Origin of the sequence: Saccharopolyspora karakumensis (assembly GCF_004349225.1) — a bacterium.
GTDB classification, from domain to species: Bacteria; Actinomycetota; Actinomycetes; order Mycobacteriales; family Pseudonocardiaceae; genus Saccharopolyspora; species Saccharopolyspora endophytica.
Window position 1 is genome coordinate 120764 of the sequence record NZ_SMLA01000004.1, and the last position, 15227, is coordinate 135990.

The following is a 15227-nucleotide window of genomic DNA, read 5'->3' on the forward strand; positions in this document are numbered from 1 at the left end:
CCTTGAAGGGCCAGAACCAGCACGTCACGCAGTAACCGAACGTGACCAATAGGAGTGCGAGGAACAGGAGGGCGCTAGCGGGGTCGGTGGGGGTCACAGATGGCCTCCAGGGCGGTTTTTGGGCGCACTGGCCCACGCGCCTCTAGGCACTAGGGCGCTGGAGAAAAGCGGGGTGGTGGTCTAGCGGGGTCTCTAGACCTAGAAGGGCTGTCGTCTAGGTCTAGAGACCCGGCGAGGGCTAGCCGGACCCCTCGCGGCGATTACGCTGCGCGACTTCCTGGGCGATGTCGGCGCGGGTGATGCCGATGCGGCTTGCGCCCTTGCCGTCGTTGGTGGTGCCCCACACCTGGCCGGTGCGGATGCCGTGGCGCTTCAAAGCCGCGGTGAGGTCGGCCGACTCGGTGTAGGTGCCGTAGACCTCCGGCCTGAGCTCATACAGGCGGGCGATGACCCGCTCGTTCCAGACCTTCTTCTCGGACTCGCCGACCACGGCCAGGATGTCTTCGAGCAACGTGTCCTTCTTCGACGCCGTCTCGTCGACCTCGGGGGTTTCGCCGATGGCGTGGCCGGTGAGGGTGCCGGCCTGCTCGCGGAGGGTGCGGGCGTAGGCGGCGACCTTCTCCGACGCCGGACCATCCAAACCCGCCACGGTGCGCACGATCTGCGCGTCGGAGCCTTCGCCGACCAGATAGCCAATGCCCTTGTCAGCCCAGGCGAACGTCGTGGCCCGCACGCCCTGCTTGTACTTGGAGGTGCCCAGGACCATGTCGTTTTCGGTCTGGCCCTGCACCTTCAAGCAAAACCGGGTCGACACGTTCGCCGAGATCCCCGTGGGCAGGCTCTTCGCGTCGGGGCGCTGGGTGGCAAGCATGATGATGATTCCCAGCGCGGGTCCGCGTTTGACCAGGTCAGTGCAGATCGCTTCGAACTCCTCGCCGACCTCGGGGTGCTCGAACCACACCTGGCACTCATCCACACCGATCACAATCGGATGCAGACCCAGCGACTTCTTACCCGCCAACTCGGGCGTGACCTTGTTCTCCGGCGCGAGACCCTGCTTGGCCAGATCCCGGATCAGCTTGGCCCGCCGACGCAGTTCGTCGCGAAGTTTGCGCAGGTCACTAATAGCCTTTTCGATCTCTTCGTCGTCGTCTCCGACGCCGTGGGCGTGGGTGACCTTTTCCAGGGGGTCGAGGTCGCCGGTGCCCTTGAGGTCGTAGGTGTGCAACTCCGCACGCGGGTCCAGCGCGGCGATGAGCAGCAGCTCGCGCAGGGCGAAGGTCTTGCCCATGCGCGGGATCGCACCGATCGCCACCGAGGTGAACATCAGCCGCAGGTCGACCCAGCGGCCTCGTTGGTCGGTGCCGAAGGGCTGGGGCTGGAACAGGTCCACGCGCACGCCCTTGCGCAGTGCCCAAGCGGGCTGTTTCGCCTTGCGCATGTCCTGGTCACCGACCCACAGGATCAGACGGCCGGCGTGCTCGCCGTTGTCGGCCTTGGGCCACACACACCCAAGCGGTCGGCGGAGACCGGAGGCGAGCTTTTCGCGGCGGTCCATGATGTCCCCCGGCGTCACACCGTGCGGCAGGTCCACATCGGCCCGCCACCCCTTGCCATCACGGGAGATGGGCTTGGGGAACCCGATCCCTTCGCCGCCCTTGCCCATCGCCTGGTTGATCCCGGAAATCCCGAGCGCGCCGAGGGCGATTTCGACGGCGTTGCTGGTCAGCTTCGGCACCTTGGTCGCCTCCACCGCACGGGATGCGATCGGCTGATCCGCCGGAGCACCCAACCAACCGACCGTGCCGAGAGCTCCGGCCACGATGGCGTACTGCACGATCTCGGGCAGCAGCTCGCGGCCCAGGAAGAACGCCGTCAACGCGGCCGCGCCCAGGCCCACGGTGGCGTAGACCCGGCCCCGAACCCGGCTATCACGCTGGCTCGACAGCCGGAGGTACTCGGCGGCGTCGGCGCGGTCAGCGGCAGCGTGCCGAACGGGCCGGCCTTCGGCATCGGTCACCCACCGCAGAAGACCGCGCAGCAGCCGCAGGGTCCCTTGTGGAACGCGGATCAGGATGCGGGCGATGTAGACCGGGCAGCGCACCGCGTGGAAGGCGAAGCTGTGGCCGACGTAGCCGACAGCCCACTTCGCGGTCTCGCGGAACTCCTCGACGCTGCTCGCCCACTTGGGCAGAACGGGTTCGCGCTTCTCACGGCGGGCCAGGCTCGAACCCGCCTCAGCCTGGTGCTGGGGCTGGTCGACCTGCGGGGCCTGGTCCTCGTCGACCAGCTCCCCGTCGATCACCTGCGACTCGGCCTCGGCCTTGACCTGGTCGTGGTTGAGGCGTTCGGAGGGGAAGCGCAGCACACGCGCCTGCTCCTCGGCCGCCTGGTGCTCGTTGCCCTCGGGCTTGGGCGTGTTCGGCTGTTCGGTCATCGCTGCACCTCCCGGTGGTCATTGGTGTCTTTGATCAGGTGGGCCAGGCTGGCGCCCATGCCGAGTACGGCGACGGGCAGGCACGCGACTGCTGCGGTGATGAGCCAGGGGGCGGAGGTCATGCCGGCGGCCTTCATCAGGTGGAACGCGATCTGGCCCAGCGCCCCGAGGGCGAGCGAGCCGAGCGCGGAGTACTTCGCGAACCGCCGGGCACGGGCCGGGACCTGGCCGGAGAGCCAGACGCGGAGGGCGTAGGCGGCGTAGGTCTCCACCCCGATCGGCAACGTGATCGCAGTATTGATCGCGAACCCATCAGCGATCCCGGGCAGTGGGTGCACGATGCCGAACCCGGTGAGCTGGCCGAGTCCGACCCACCCGGACCAAATCGCCACGAACGCCGGCAGCGCCAGCAGCATCACCGGCCACACCGCCACCGGCCCCGGCCTGGACTCCTCGGCGGGTTTGGCCGGGTCTGCGGCCGTGGTGATCGGCTCAGACTCGACCTCGCGCACCGGCTCCGATTCCTCGGCCGAAACTGGCTCAGACTCGGCGACCGGCTCCACGTCGGCGGTCTCAGACTCGACCTCGGCGGGTTCGTTCTCGTGGGTCTCGGTGGGTTCGGTTTCGGTCGGAGCAGGCTCGGTCACCACGTGCAGACCGGCCGGGTTGGGAGCCTTGGCCGGGTGCTCCTCAGCCAGGCGATCCAGGATCTCCCGGGCCTTCGGGGCACCGATGCGAAACTCGGCCATGAGCTGGTTCCGGCTCGGCGTGCGCCCCAGCTGCATGACCAGTTGGCGGGCCTGCGGCAGCAGCTCCTCCACCGGCACCGGGTAGGCGCTCTTCGCGGCGGTCATCGGCCCACCCCCACCGGAAGCCGCGGAGCAGGCACCCGAGCACCCACCGCGTCGACGGCGGCCATGACCAGCCGCAGCACCACACCCACGCCGAACAGACCGACGCCGACGGTGCGGGCGATCCCGGAGGCCACAGCGAGGGCGAACAGACCGACCACGGGCAGGACGGTCACGACGGTGAACCGCAGCAGCCCGGCCACAACCAGCAGCACCAGCGGCAACACGACAACCACGGCCAACTCAAGAACGAGGCTAAACAGCCCGATAACCAGGGTCTTCATCGCACACCCCCACCGGGGCTGGTGGCGATCCGTAGCATCAGAGATCTCCTAACGGTTTCGTGATCGATGGGAGACCCGGCCCAACAGGCGTTCTTGGCGGAAGGACTGTTGGGTCGGGACATCAAAAAGGCCACGTGGTCTCGCCGCCGTCGACGCGATCGGCAGCCCGGAACAAGGCCTCGGCCATCCAGGCGTCGTTGTCGTGAAGCGCCCAGTAGGCCTCATCCCGCGCCGCATTCGGCCCGTACCGCTTGCAGTACTCCCGGGCCTTCCGGTCGCAGCGCAGCTCGCGCTCCGCCCGCTCCGACGCGCTCGCCTCGACCAGCGGTTCAGCGGCCGGTTCGGTGCGCTCGACCGGCAGGGGCTTGCCGGTGATCTGGGAACGCCACGGCCCCTTCTTGCCCTGAAGCCCCCGGCGCTCCATCTCCAGATAGGCCGCCGTGGGGACCTCATCGACATGCGGCGCAGGCGCGTCGATCTCGAAGCGGTACGCACCGCAGTCACAGGTCCACCGCACCGACACCTCGCTGACCTGCTCACCACGACTCGGCTTGTGCTCGCCGCAGGTCAGCTCACGCCGCCGCCGAGCACCCCGGGAACCGTCGCTGGTCGAAAACCGCGGGACCCGCCGCCCGGACAACAGCCAACTCACCAGCCCGTTCACGCCGCCTCCCCGGAGTCCGCCTCGGTCGTGATCAGCCGCAGCACCGCGCCAGCCTCGCGACGCTCGTAACGCCGCAGACGCGTCCGCTCCCCCGCACCCAGCTCCGACCACACAAACGGCGCCACCGGCAGCTCACCCAGCTCCTCAGCGATGACCCGCGACCAGTAGTCCCGCACCGCCTCCTGCTCGAACTCGCTCAGTTCGGCCTCGCAGCTGGCCAGCTCGGCTCCAAGGGACCCGTAGCCCTGGTAAGGCATTGCTACCTCCTGATGTCTTAAGAGATTTCTCTGTCGCGAGACATTAGAGTGCGCGGGATGAGCTGTCAACCCATGTCTCAAGACATGCCGAGTACGCTGATCACGTGGCTACTGACGACGCGCACGAGGACAAGCGCCCAGCTAGTCGGCGTGTGGCGGACGCCCTACAGGGGCGGATCGACGCCGGCGAATTCGCCCCGGGTGCCCAGCTGCCGACATATCGCCTGCTCGCGGAGGAGTACGAGGTTGCGGTCAACACCGCACTGGCTGCCGTGCGCCTGCTCCGGGACGCCGGCGTGGTCACGATCCGGACCAACGCCGGCGCCTACGTCCGGGAACCTTCGGAGCAGGTCGACGTGGCTGCGGAACTCACCCGCACGCGCTCGGAGCTGACCGAGCTTCGCAAGACGGTTCAGCAGGCGGACGCCGCCATCAATGCCCTGGAGGGGCGGCTTGACGACCTCATCAGCCGAGTCCGGGACGAGTAGCGCGAACCGCTTCGTGGCAGGCGCCGTCATGCCATGAGTCCCTGGAAGAACTGGGCCATGCCGTTGACGAGGGCGATGAAGAGCTCGAACGCGCCCTTGACCCAAACGGCCGACTCGGCGGGGTGCTTCACGATGAGGACTAGGACCGCGAAGGTGACGGCCGCGCCGACGAGCTTGGGCATAATGCCGCCGCCGGTCTGGACTCCGGGGAAGGCCTGCTTCGCCATGACTTTCTCCTTCTCGCTGAGGGCTTTTCGCTTGCCCGTTCCGCTGACATATCCAGATTGCGGTCTCAGCGAGCTGCAAAGAACTGTCCTTGAACGCCCCTTGCTGAACCAGCGCTGAACCGGCACCTCTGAACTAGCGCTGAACTTCGGTTCCGCCCAAGTTCAGATTTGGCTCGTCAGCTGCCAAGGTGGGATGCATGCAGCTCAACGGCACTCCGCCCGACCTGGAACAGGTCAAGACCCTGGCCTTGACGAACTACGGTCACTTCACCTCGATGCGGGTCGAGGACGGGTGCGTACGCGGGCTGTCGCACCACATGCAGCGTCTTGCGCGCGACTGTCGGCAGCTCTTCGACGTCGATCTCGACATCGACCGCGTCCGACACTTCCTCCGCCTGGCGCTCGAGGACGCGCCGGCACTGACCACGGCACGCGTGACCATCTACGACCCCGCGCTCGACCTCGGTTCGATCGGCAAGGATGCCGACCCGAACGTGCTGGTCACGACGCGCGCGGCTTCACCCGGCGTCGCCTCGCCGATGCGTCTCCGCGCGATCTCCTACCTGCGCGACGACCCGCCCGTGAAGCACATCGGCCTGTACGCCGCTCTCCGCCGGCGCCGCATCGCCCAACGGGACGGCTTCGATGACGTGCTGTTCCTCAACCCGAACGGCACCATCAGCGAGATCGCGACCTCGAACATCGGCTTCGTGCGCGAAGGCCAGATCATCTGGCCGAAGTCGGAATACCTAAACGGCATCACTATGACGCTGCTTCAGCAGGAACTCGATGAGTCGGTCGTGGTCGAGCCGGTGACGCTCTCCGACCTCAACGAGATGGATGCGGTCTTCGCCACGAACGCCGCCACCGGCATCCGCGCTGTCTCCGCTGTGGAGAGCACCGAGTGGCCCGCGCAACACGAGATCTTCGACGAGCTGCGCGGCCTGTACGCGGACATCCCCGGCGAAAGGGTGTAGACGGGCGATCGCTTGCCGATCAAGTGCGTTGACGATCTTCGCCACACCTATGTAGATTACGATCTATGCGGAAGACCCACGCTCTCGTCCAAGTCGCAATGGCGTTCATGGCAGATCCGACCGGACGCCACTGGGGTTATGACCTCACCAAACGAGCCGGAGTGAGATCCGGCGTGTTGTACCCGATGTTGACGCGGATGCTTGACGAAGGCTGGGTTTCTGACGGTTGGGAAGACCCGGCGTCCATAGATCGCAAGCGACCTCCGCGCCGGTACTACGAACTGACTGACAAGGGGCGTCTTGAGCTGGGCGCAGTGCTCGACCAAGCCCGCAGCGATGCGCGATTCCGTACCTTGATTGGACGGTTCGCCTGATGACCGACATCGTCACGATCGCTACATCCACGTCCATGCCCGTCATGCTCGGCGTCATTGTCGCGTTTGGTTTCGTTCCTGGCTTCTGCCTACGGTTGATCGTTCTGATGTACCCGCACAACGATCCACGAAGGACGGAGCTAGTCTCCGAGCTATATGCTGTGCCGCGCGCCGAGCGGCCCCTTTGGGTGGCTGAACAGCTCGAAGCCGCACTGTTCGAAGGACTGGTTAAGCGGCTAGCTTCCGTCGTTCAACGCGTTCGTTCGGCGCTGCGCCGCGCCAAATCGGACGCCAAGCGGCAGGATCAAGAACGCTCAAAGCCGCAAGACTTGGCTCCCGCAGCGAATCTCGACCACGCTTACAAGGCCTTCGGCGCGGGGAGAGCTTCCACAGAGGCTAGCCTCGTTGAGCGTTATAGCCAGTGGCTTGCCACCCAGGGACGACACGCAGCGGGTCTCGTGATCAGGGAGCCAGGCCGATCGCTGCGCGCCGACCTCCTTGACGAGGGCCTTGGCGAGCTGATCGAAGCAAAAGGGACCGCAAACAGGTACCAGCTGCGCTTCGCACTTGGCCAGCTGAAGGACTACGGGCGCCTTGTCGATTACAAGCACGCCGTCTTGACGCCTGTTCGCCCGACCGCCGATCTAGTCGACCTCCTGACTTCGAACGGGGTCGCCTGCATCTACGAAGTCAACGACGGCAGGTTTGAGCGGATCGAACCTGAATGATCAGCTGGCCGGGCAGACTGGCACAGGATGAGCTTCGGTAGCAAGGCGCGGATGTAATAGCATCGCGCTGACCCGGCACAGATCGGTACAGGGGGAGCTGTAAGTGGCGAATGTGCAGGTTTGGACCGGGGTCGAGATCCGCGCTCTGCGTGAAGCGATGCGGATGAGCCTCCGGGACTTCGCCGCTCACCTGGGCGTGAGCGAACGGATGATCTCGAAGTGGGAGGCCAAGGGCACGGAGATCACGCCTCGTCCCGTCAACCAGGCGATCCTCGATACCTGCCTCCGGATGTGCGACCCCGATACCAAGGCCCGATTCAAGGGACTCACCAACGGCGCCGAGATCTCCGGCTCCGGAACCGTGGAACCGATTGGCAGCAGCCAGGTTCGCCATCCGATCACCGGCAGCTCGATGGTCAAGGTGGATGGCAGCATCTACCAGGCCGGCCCGAGCAACACGCCGCTGTGGGTGCCGTCGTACTACATCGACATCTACCTGGTCAGCAACGCGGACTACGCCCAGTTCGTCGCCGCGACCGGCCACGAGCCGCCGCAGCACTGGGAAAACGGCACCTTCCCGAAGGAACTGGCCAACCACCCCGTGGTGTGGGTGACCTGGAAGGACACCGCCGCCTACGCGAAGTGGGCAGGCAAGACGCTCCCAACCTCGCAGCAGTGGGAGAAGGCCGCCAGGGGAACCCGCGGTGCGACCTACCCGTGGGGCGACCAGCCGACGCCGGCCAAGTGCAACGTCCGCGAGAACGGCGTAGGCACCACGACCGCCGTCGACTGCTACCAGTCCGGGACCAGCCCCTACGGCGTCTACGACATGTGCGGCAACGTCTGGGAATGGCTCGACACTCAGTCCACGCCTGGACGGCGTGAGCTCAAGGGCGGAGCCTGGACCAGCCAGTTCGATCGCGCGGTTCCGTCGCAGTTCAACGACGCCAACGAGACCATGTGCGACGACGACACCGGCTTCCGCTGCGCCGCGCCAGCCGAAGACCTCGAACGACTGCTTCACGGCACCGGCTGACCAGTTCACGCTGCACCTCCGCCCTTGCCCGGACACCGGGCAAGGCCTTTCATCGCCGCTGTGGCGATCTCAACGGCCTGTGAGATCGCCTCTCGGGGCGTTATCGCACGTCGGAGGGCAACTCCCCGCCCTTCGACGGCCAAGCGGTCATCGGCCACAGCAGGAACAGCGCCTTCCCAAGTGATGGTTCTCCGCGTGGAACTCGACCGCGTCGACAGCAATGCGCCCGAGGTCGGCCACGACACGGAAGCAGTCAGGACCGGCGACCGGGCACACGAGCCAGCGCCGGCCGTCCACGAAGACCGCTTTCGGCTCCTCAACCTGGGTCACTTCCATAGGCGAAAGTGTAGCTACCTACACGTATCTATGGGTTCATCTCATCAGGCGTAGGTTCCTCTGCCTGCATAGCGTCGGACCATGAGCTGGGAGAGCCGCGCAGACAGGATCAACCGAGACCTGCCGGTCTACGTCTGGTCCCAGATCGCCGACGACCTCCGAGCCGACATCGAATCCGGCGAACTCACCCCAGGCCAACGCCTCCCCTCGGGCCCCGAACTCGCCGAGATCTACGGCGTCACCAAGGTGACCGCCACCAAGGCCATCCGCCATCTCCAAGAAGCCGGCCTACTCACCGTCGTCAACGGCATGGGCACCTACGTCACGGCGAACTGACTAACGGATCACGAACACTACGGAGCGGTCCGCACACAACGAACTCACCTAGCGGAGATCGTAGTGACCTGCGGATATTCCGGGTTGCGGGCTAACGCCAGACGTCGATCATTACGGATCAAGAATTTGGGTTCTGGGAATTCCAGTTCACGAGCCTTTCGCCGGATCTCGCGGACGATGGTGTCAACTGTGAGCAGTTCGGGAGCACCGCGGATACCGTCACGGAGGATTTCCATCAGCGTCTCGGTAAATGGTAGGGATGGACTGTCATCGGCAGCTTCCGCCAACGGTCTCCTTGCGACGATCACATAAGTAGATGGGTTCGCCGCGACCGTGTGCCCGTCCTCCCGCTGTACGGGGCCCACCGCCTCCAAAACTTGCCCTGCATGAGAGCTGCATTCCAGGATGACTACCTTCCGGCGGGCTCTACTCCCGGAGACGATTCCCCGAATCGCCTCGTAATTGACAAAGAGCCCGCCTTGCTGCTTGATTTCGGAAACACGCAGGAGGAGGCCGTTGCGGGATACACGGCTACGACCAGCGTAGTAGAAGAGCAGGGTATCTTCAGCATGATCAGCGGCTTCCTGCAACTGCATGAGAAGCTGATCCTTGGTTGGCTCGATCGATGCGACAGTGTTCTGATTAAGAAACGTTCCCGAAGGATGCCTTAACAGCCCGCAAAGTTGTTCCGCGACTACACAGGCAGGGCCGGGACCCAAACCGCGGGGGTCATTTCCCGCAAATACAGCTCGAGAAGCTTGAGGATCTGGCAAAGTTGGATCACGGGCCTCAATTTGATCGACTAACTCGCCCCTGTTTAAAATCTGGGAAGGCGTAGAAAGTCGCTCGACCTGCAATTGAGGTGGCGTGATCGCGCTTAGATCGTCGCTAGCCGGGCACGAGGAGCCGGGCTGTTCGCGTCGACGCCGTTGCTGATTCAGCTCCTCCTCGCGCGCTGCTAGCCACAGCGCGTCGAAGCGGTCACACTCATCCTCTTCATTGACACTACGGATCCGCAGAGCCAGCTGTCTGACGATCCGCAGCAGGAGTTCGGGATTCGAGAGCCTCGGGCGAGTAAAAACCTGGTGGACCTTGGTGTGAGACGGGGCCTCATCACCGTACTCCCGCTTCAGCCAACGTTCGATCTCGCGCGTCGTGCGATGACCTGAGAGCCCGTGAAGCTCATGTAACTCGTCGTTGAGGTTCTTTAGCGCTCCTTCCGGTAAATCAGGGCGTTTCCATCCACCACCCAAGTCACACTCCTAACTGCGCCGCCGGCCTGGATCTTGTAAAGAAGTGTAAACGATCAAGCCCTGAGGGCGCTTCGTCACCTCATGTTCGGCCAGCAAAAGATCTCGAAACGAAGAGTCTAAACGGTTGTAACATTCTGTAAATTATCGCTTTGACCTGCGAGAACGTGGTGCGGAACCCGGGCCGCTGACCCGGTCGTCGAGCGAGAAATGAGGGAACCGGTCGATGTGGGCCTGGTCGATCGCCGCGTACGTAGTCCTGCTGTCAGTGCTCACCGGCTGCGCCGGCTACGTGGCGCTATTCGTCGCTGACCAACAGCGCCGCGAGCTCGCCTACAAGGTGCTCAAAACCGCGCTCGCAGCCGTCACGGGGTGCGTTAGCGTGTTCACCCTCGTAATCCGACTTCACCAAGCTGGGCTGGTTTAACCGGACGCGCCGAACGAGGAGGCATTGCCGCACGAACAAAGAAAACACCGCCAACTGGCGATCTTTCGAACGCACGTTCTAGGATGCGTGCAAGTCGGGTCGGGACGATGGGGAAGATCTCCCGCCCCGATGCGGGCCGGCCGACTGCACCCCATCTCGGCCGGCCCGCTCCTACGGGCACACCAGAGCGGGCACCACATGACGCACAAGGACGGGGACTGGCAGGGCACCCAGCGGCGACCAGACGTCCCAGTCCCCATCTGGATCAAGCTCGCCTACGTCCTGCCGCCTAGCCCACGTCTCCGCGGCCTCGACGGCGTCCCGCTCCGAGTCCGTGCCGCCGGCATCGACATCGCCAAGACGGTCCCCGGCGTCCTGCTGGCCTGGCACCAGACCATCACCGGCGACTGGTGGGCGCTCGCCACCTTCGAGCTCACCAACCGCTCACGAAAGCCGAGCCTCGTCGTGACGCAGCTCGTGCCCGCCATGTCCATCCGACCTCGTGACACCTAGCCAGGACCACCGTCTCTATGTTTCATCGGGATGCTTCAGGATGTTGATGCGAACTTTTGTCGCTTCCGGATACAGGTAGTAGGCATTCCTAACTGCATCGGACGCCGATCGACCACGAACAACGGCGTTCGTCAACCTGAAGGAATCCTGTGTCCCGTACTGGACGTGCCAATCCGTACAGGTCGGATCATCCAACGTACGCGGTCGTCGCCCAAAGTACGGCTTGTTATCGGAGAGCGGATACTGCGCAACGTAGTACGGGTTTTCGTACTGCACGGCTGTCCAGATTTGGTCTAAAGCGCGCCCGTCACTCGATTCCCGACGTACAACTTCGTCCCAGACTTTAAGGAGATCTGGTTTCGGCGCATCTTCGATGACCACCCCCGGATCGTAGGTGTCAAGTCCAAGTAATCCAGCAACCTCTTGAAAAGCCCGTAGCGCCCTGGGGAACTTCTCGTGAAAGTACTGATCTGACACCGGCCCAGTCATCAACCGAGCAATGTTATCAAATCCGATGGCCAACTTTTGGGCAATCTCATCCTCGATTGGATCGAGCGGCCCTTGCGACTCCGTCATGGCAGTGATCATGCACCAAAATCCGGAAGTTGACCAGCGATACACCACAATGCGATATACATGTCCTTCAGGCTCTCACGATGGAGTACACATGACCATGCGCCCAAATCGCCATCGCCCGCATCCGCGTACGCCAACACCACCACGAATAACCCTCGGCGCGAACATTGCCGCCTTGCTCGTCACGGCGGCTGCTTTAGCCGCACTAGTTGGAGGCATGCTCTGGTGGGGCTTGGGGAAACCTCCGATCCAGGCTCACACCCCGTGGACGGCGGCGCAAACCTTTGACTTTGTCAAGATCGTCCTTGCTGTCGTAGGTGGCGTTGGCGGAGTAGTGGCCCTCGTAGTCGCCTACCGCAAGCAGCGACTCGGAGAATCCGCAGAGCAGCGCGAGAACGCCAGGCTCTTCGCCGAAAACCTAACCGCCGCCACCGAACAGCTCGGTTCTGATCAACCTGCAGTGAGATTGGCAGGAATGTACGCCCTGGAGCGACTCGCGCAAACCGCCGATCAGCAGCAAACCGTCGCCAGCATATTCTGCGCCTACCTACGAATGCCTCACCCTGCACCCTCAGCAACGAATCCAAAAATGCGCCACCAGAAGTCGGTCGGCTCTGGAGAAGACTCGGCCAACTCCAACCAATCCAAGGCCCTAATTGAGACTCGCATGACTGCACAGCGCATGCTAGCCGCACACCTCAGACCAAACGACAGAAGCGCAACTAAGGATACGTTTTGGCCCGATGTTGATCTCGACCTCACCGGAGCGGAACTCGACAATCTCGACTTCTCACAATGCCATGCAAGTTCCGTCATTTTCAACGGAGCTTCCTTCCACGGAACCACCAGGTTCGATGGGGCACATTTCGCCACCGGAAGCTTTTCCGAGTCGACTTTCTACGGGCGCGCAGACTTCACTGCGGCAGAGTTCATCACTGATGCCCGATTTGCGAACGCACGATTCCGCAAATCTGCGGTATTTGCCGACGTTCACCTTCATGGGGGTTTTACTTATTCCGGCGCAAACTTCAGCGATCACGGACTATTTGCAAACCCGCGAGTCCGGATTCATGCAGCGGAAGACCTTCGTCGTGATCCACCAAATGGCTACGTCTTGGTGGAATCAAGCGCAGAGAAAAATCGGCTAACCAACGCTCATGGGAAATGGGGATTCCTGGCATCCACTCTCAACTAGTTACTTGCCAAAACGCGGACCTCACGGGAGGCAGTACGCGAGCGTATCGCGGCCGATGGCGCACCGGGCACCGAGACGCAGACAGCCTGCGCCCGTTGATGCGGCCCTCAGATCGCCGTACGAGCTCAGACGGTTCTGGCGGCGGTTTTTTGGGGGCCACAGCCCCACATCGAGGCCCGCAGCGGCCCTGAGGGCGCGCTGAGACGGTCCTTCATCTTTAGCGATCCTGGTGTGTTGTAGGGACTCTACGACTTCCAGCCCCTACGCACGAGTAGGCGCAGTTCGTCCGGCGTGAGCCAAGGGGTTCCGCGGTGAATCATTCGATGACAGTTCGCACAGATGAGCACGAGGTCCTGCAGGCGGTTTGTGGTTTCGCCGGAGGTATGCAACGGCACTACATGGTGGCACTCGATGTAGCCGCGCCCTCGCTCGCAATATGCCGCTTCGAAATCGAAATCGCATACCTCGCACTGCAATCGGCCACGCTCTTTGAGCGCTGCGTCGATCTTGCGCTTGCGGAGCTTCGGGTTTCGCTCCCGAGCGTAGTGACGCCTCTCAAGGAGGCGTCCCTCGCTTGCTTCGGCGATCGCGGTGTCTTCGATGTCGTCTGGGCTCGCGGCCAGCCCTTCGAACATGCCGGACTGCAACCCGGCACGGATCGTATTTGCCGCAGTCTGCATCTCCTCGGGGCGTTTCAAGAAGTCTGCAAGGACCTCCCTATCGAGGGCCCCTCCCTTAGTCGGCTTTCCGCGATAGTCGGGGTGTTGGGTAGCGATGTCAGCGGTCTTGCGTGCAACACCATTCACATTACGGAATTTTGGCCCACGTACCTCCGCAGGATGCAGCGGCATGAGTTGCAAGAGCTCGGATAACTCCTGAACCCGTTGGTCATCCGCCGACAGCCAGTGCCATCCGTTCTGACGGACCAGATCGCAAGCCAGAATCACCTCGTCGCGCTCCCAGCTGGGCGACTTCAGACGCCTCACGTCGAACCTCAAGCGCCGAAGATGCAGTTCAACGGCATTTTTTCTGGACGGAAGCTCACTGGCCCGCAAGGCTGATCGATCAGGGAGGTACCCGTGTGCCGCGGCCAGGACCGCTGCTGCCTCATACCTCTCCTCGGCGTGGTGGAGTAGGTAGGAAGTCGCGTCATCAAAGCCATACCGGCTTAGGAACGTCTCTCGCCCGAGCGCGTCGTACTCAGCAATAGCTGCCAAGACTTCAGCCCGGGTGATCTGCATGAGGCTCACGGAAGAAGGCTATCGCCGGTCCCTGACAGCTCGTCCCTGTTCTACGAAGCGCGCCACCAACACCCCACCTCACGGGCAGTTCACGGGCAATGGCGCCACTCGCGCACACTTACCATTGGCCTCACCTGCGCAAACACCCGCGTACCGCACGGCTCTCCTAAAGCCGGTGTCGCAGGTTCGAATCCTGCCGGGGGCGCTCTCGTTTACCTACACAAAACCACCCCTGACCAGGCCATATCCTGGCAGGGGCGATTCTGTACGTCGGTCACTGTCGGCTCATGTCTGCCGGGCTCAGCCGCTGGCTACGTGCAATGCACGTACACGCGGATCCACGCCACCTGAGGAGGCAGGAATTCAGGCGGCCGGGAGCACCGGATCGATCTCGACCAGTTCAGCACCGCATGCGCGTTGAACCTCTTCGAGTTGTGCTTGCGGAATGGCCACCCACGGCTGCTCATCGCCGAGGCAGGCAGCCAACCGCTCTGGCGAGCTGAACGCCAACAGCACGAGCTCATCATCTTCCGTGCGCCCCAACTGCACGGTCACTTCCGCCTGTGGCCGGGGCACTACCTCGGAGGGGACGACGAAGACCGGTTCAGGCGAAGCGGTCGGCTGCTTTGCCGCAGCAGGCTCAGGCTCGAACTCATCCTCATCATCGACGGCTTCCACACCGAACACCGCAGGCGCTACCCCTTGGTCATCAGCGGAGAACAGGTTCTCGTTGCCCACTACGTCTCCTTGATCGCGGCAGGGCAGGTCGACCGGGCAGACTGGGCTGGCCCGATGCGCTTAGCCCTTGTCCTTCTCGTCGTCCTCGTCGCGGTACGGGGCGAGCTTTCGATCGAGCTCATCCCCCACGTCGCGCCGGGCCTGCCGGCCGGAGACCATTCGGATAACCAGGTACCAGCCACCCAGCAAGAGGATGGTCACCACGAACGCGATTGACCGAGCGTTCTCTCGATCCCAGCCGTAAGAGTCCGCGAGCGATAGAGCGATGAACAGCGGAGCAAGTGCTGTCACA

At 63.5% G+C, this 15227-nt stretch carries 20 protein-coding genes; 8 read left to right on the forward strand and 12 right to left on the reverse strand.

What is annotated here, in order from left to right; translation table 11 throughout:
• Positions 1-238 precede the first annotated feature (238 nt).
• The 5 genes from E1202_RS04280 to E1202_RS04300 all read right to left on the reverse strand — a co-directional run bounded on the left by E1202_RS04280 (position 239) and on the right by E1202_RS04300 (position 4493).
• Positions 239-2437: an FtsK/SpoIIIE domain-containing protein gene (locus E1202_RS04280; RefSeq protein ID WP_132681201.1), complete on the reverse strand. Its 2199-nt coding sequence runs from the start codon at positions 2435-2437 to the stop codon at positions 239-241.
• The gene (locus tag E1202_RS04285) at positions 2434-3291 is read right to left on the reverse strand and encodes an ABC transporter permease (protein WP_132681203.1); all 858 of its coding nucleotides are present in this window, start codon (positions 3289-3291) and stop codon (positions 2434-2436) included. The genes E1202_RS04280 and E1202_RS04285 overlap by 4 nt, the downstream gene beginning before the upstream one ends.
• Entirely contained in the window at positions 3288-3572 is a 285-nt protein-coding gene (locus tag E1202_RS04290; RefSeq protein WP_132681205.1) for a hypothetical protein, read from the reverse strand. The genes E1202_RS04285 and E1202_RS04290 overlap by 4 nt, the downstream gene beginning before the upstream one ends.
• 121 nt (positions 3573-3693) lie before the next feature.
• Positions 3694-4236: a hypothetical protein gene (locus E1202_RS04295; protein ID WP_132681207.1), complete on the reverse strand. Its 543-nt coding sequence runs from the start codon at positions 4234-4236 to the stop codon at positions 3694-3696.
• Positions 4233-4493, reverse strand: a complete 261-nt coding sequence (locus tag E1202_RS04300) for a hypothetical protein (protein WP_132681209.1) — start codon at positions 4491-4493, stop codon at positions 4233-4235. Before E1202_RS04300 ends, E1202_RS04295 begins: the two co-directional genes overlap by 4 nt.
• 104 nt (positions 4494-4597) lie before the next feature.
• Between E1202_RS04300 and E1202_RS04305 the strand changes: the two genes are divergently transcribed.
• A complete protein-coding gene (locus E1202_RS04305; RefSeq protein WP_207918454.1) occupies positions 4598-4981 on the forward strand; it encodes a GntR family transcriptional regulator in 384 nt (127 codons plus the stop codon).
• 26 nt (positions 4982-5007) lie between these two features.
• On the opposite strand, the gene E1202_RS04310 is transcribed toward E1202_RS04305, so the two are convergent.
• Positions 5008-5208, reverse strand: coding sequence for a hypothetical protein (locus E1202_RS04310; protein WP_132681213.1), 201 nt, complete (start codon positions 5206-5208; stop codon positions 5008-5010).
• Positions 5209-5405: 197 nt separating this feature from the next.
• On the opposite strand from E1202_RS04310, the gene E1202_RS04315 reads away from it, so the two are divergent.
• The 4 genes from E1202_RS04315 to E1202_RS04330 all read left to right on the forward strand — a co-directional run bounded on the left by E1202_RS04315 (position 5406) and on the right by E1202_RS04330 (position 8323).
• Positions 5406-6185, forward strand: a complete 780-nt coding sequence (locus E1202_RS04315) for an aminotransferase class IV family protein (protein ID WP_132681215.1) — start codon at positions 5406-5408, stop codon at positions 6183-6185.
• Positions 6186-6250: 65 nt separating this feature from the next.
• Positions 6251-6559, forward strand: coding sequence for a PadR family transcriptional regulator (locus E1202_RS04320; protein ID WP_132681217.1), 309 nt, complete (start codon positions 6251-6253; stop codon positions 6557-6559).
• A complete protein-coding gene (locus tag E1202_RS04325) occupies positions 6559-7287 on the forward strand; it encodes a hypothetical protein (protein ID WP_132681219.1) in 729 nt (242 codons plus the stop codon). Before E1202_RS04320 ends, E1202_RS04325 begins: the two co-directional genes overlap by 1 nt.
• Positions 7288-7390: 103 nt before the next feature.
• Positions 7391-8323, forward strand: coding sequence for an SUMF1/EgtB/PvdO family nonheme iron enzyme (locus E1202_RS04330; RefSeq protein WP_132681221.1), 933 nt, complete (start codon positions 7391-7393; stop codon positions 8321-8323).
• 147 nt (positions 8324-8470) lie between these two features.
• Here E1202_RS04330 and E1202_RS04335 read toward each other — a convergent pair whose 3' ends face one another.
• Entirely contained in the window at positions 8471-8659 is a 189-nt protein-coding gene (locus E1202_RS04335) for a hypothetical protein (protein ID WP_132681223.1), read from the reverse strand.
• An 81-nt stretch (positions 8660-8740) separates the two neighbouring features.
• Between E1202_RS04335 and E1202_RS04340 the strand changes: the two genes are divergently transcribed.
• A complete protein-coding gene (locus E1202_RS04340) occupies positions 8741-8995 on the forward strand; it encodes a winged helix-turn-helix domain-containing protein (protein WP_132681225.1) in 255 nt (84 codons plus the stop codon).
• Between the two features lie 44 nt (positions 8996-9039).
• On the opposite strand, the gene E1202_RS04345 is transcribed toward E1202_RS04340, so the two are convergent.
• Positions 9040-10248 carry a hypothetical protein gene (locus E1202_RS04345; protein ID WP_132681227.1) on the reverse strand — a complete coding sequence of 403 codons (1209 nt, stop codon included), beginning with the start codon at positions 10246-10248 and terminating at the stop codon, positions 9040-9042.
• Between the two features lie 622 nt (positions 10249-10870).
• On the opposite strand from E1202_RS04345, the gene E1202_RS04350 reads away from it, so the two are divergent.
• Complete coding sequence (locus E1202_RS04350; RefSeq protein WP_132681229.1) at positions 10871-11185, forward strand: hypothetical protein; 315 nt, start codon at positions 10871-10873, stop codon at positions 11183-11185.
• Positions 11186-11200: 15 nt separating this feature from the next.
• Here E1202_RS04350 and E1202_RS04355 read toward each other — a convergent pair whose 3' ends face one another.
• Positions 11201-11761 carry a hypothetical protein gene (locus E1202_RS04355; RefSeq protein ID WP_165943733.1) on the reverse strand — a complete coding sequence of 187 codons (561 nt, stop codon included), beginning with the start codon at positions 11759-11761 and terminating at the stop codon, positions 11201-11203.
• Positions 11762-11852: 91 nt separating this feature from the next.
• On the opposite strand from E1202_RS04355, the gene E1202_RS04360 reads away from it, so the two are divergent.
• Positions 11853-12956 carry a pentapeptide repeat-containing protein gene (locus E1202_RS04360; RefSeq protein ID WP_165943734.1) on the forward strand — a complete coding sequence of 368 codons (1104 nt, stop codon included), beginning with the start codon at positions 11853-11855 and terminating at the stop codon, positions 12954-12956.
• A gap of 245 nt (positions 12957-13201) precedes the next feature.
• Here E1202_RS04360 and E1202_RS04365 read toward each other — a convergent pair whose 3' ends face one another.
• From E1202_RS04365 to E1202_RS31255, 3 genes are all read right to left on the reverse strand, one after another.
• On the reverse strand, positions 13202-14197 hold the full coding sequence (locus E1202_RS04365; RefSeq protein ID WP_132681348.1) for an HNH endonuclease: 996 nt from the start codon (positions 14195-14197) through the stop codon (positions 13202-13204).
• A gap of 363 nt (positions 14198-14560) precedes the next feature.
• Positions 14561-14935: an SAV_915 family protein gene (locus tag E1202_RS04370; protein ID WP_165943735.1), complete on the reverse strand. Its 375-nt coding sequence runs from the start codon at positions 14933-14935 to the stop codon at positions 14561-14563.
• Between the two features lie 60 nt (positions 14936-14995).
• Positions 14996-15136 (reverse strand): hypothetical protein, encoded by a 141-nt coding sequence (locus E1202_RS31255; protein ID WP_165943736.1) that lies wholly within the window; start codon positions 15134-15136, stop codon positions 14996-14998.
• Positions 15137-15227 lie beyond the last annotated feature (91 nt).

What these genes read in the sequence shown, in the direction of transcription:
- E1202_RS04300 (WP_132681209.1), bottom strand. Translation starts at nt 4,493, where the DNA reads ATGCCTTACCAGGGCTACGGGTCCCTTGGAGCCGAGCTGGCCAGCTGC.
- E1202_RS04320 (WP_132681217.1), top strand. Translation starts at nt 6,251, where the DNA reads ATGCGGAAGACCCACGCTCTCGTCCAAGTCGCAATGGCGTTCATGGCA.
- E1202_RS04310 (WP_132681213.1), bottom strand. Translation starts at nt 5,208, where the DNA reads ATGGCGAAGCAGGCCTTCCCCGGAGTCCAGACCGGCGGCGGCATTATG.
- E1202_RS04355 (WP_165943733.1), bottom strand. Translation starts at nt 11,761, where the DNA reads ATGACGGAGTCGCAAGGGCCGCTCGATCCAATCGAGGATGAGATTGCC.
- E1202_RS04325 (WP_132681219.1), top strand. Translation starts at nt 6,559, where the DNA reads ATGACCGACATCGTCACGATCGCTACATCCACGTCCATGCCCGTCATG.
- E1202_RS04340 (WP_132681225.1), top strand. Translation starts at nt 8,741, where the DNA reads ATGAGCTGGGAGAGCCGCGCAGACAGGATCAACCGAGACCTGCCGGTC.
- E1202_RS04365 (WP_132681348.1), bottom strand. Translation starts at nt 14,197, where the DNA reads ATGCAGATCACCCGGGCTGAAGTCTTGGCAGCTATTGCTGAGTACGAC.
- E1202_RS04360 (WP_165943734.1), top strand. Translation starts at nt 11,853, where the DNA reads ATGACCATGCGCCCAAATCGCCATCGCCCGCATCCGCGTACGCCAACA.
- E1202_RS04280 (WP_132681201.1), bottom strand. Translation starts at nt 2,437, where the DNA reads ATGACCGAACAGCCGAACACGCCCAAGCCCGAGGGCAACGAGCACCAG.
- E1202_RS04335 (WP_132681223.1), bottom strand. Translation starts at nt 8,659, where the DNA reads ATGGAAGTGACCCAGGTTGAGGAGCCGAAAGCGGTCTTCGTGGACGGC.
- E1202_RS04290 (WP_132681205.1), bottom strand. Translation starts at nt 3,572, where the DNA reads ATGAAGACCCTGGTTATCGGGCTGTTTAGCCTCGTTCTTGAGTTGGCC.
- E1202_RS04285 (WP_132681203.1), bottom strand. Translation starts at nt 3,291, where the DNA reads ATGACCGCCGCGAAGAGCGCCTACCCGGTGCCGGTGGAGGAGCTGCTG.
- E1202_RS04315 (WP_132681215.1), top strand. Translation starts at nt 5,406, where the DNA reads ATGCAGCTCAACGGCACTCCGCCCGACCTGGAACAGGTCAAGACCCTG.
- E1202_RS04350 (WP_132681229.1), top strand. Translation starts at nt 10,871, where the DNA reads ATGACGCACAAGGACGGGGACTGGCAGGGCACCCAGCGGCGACCAGAC.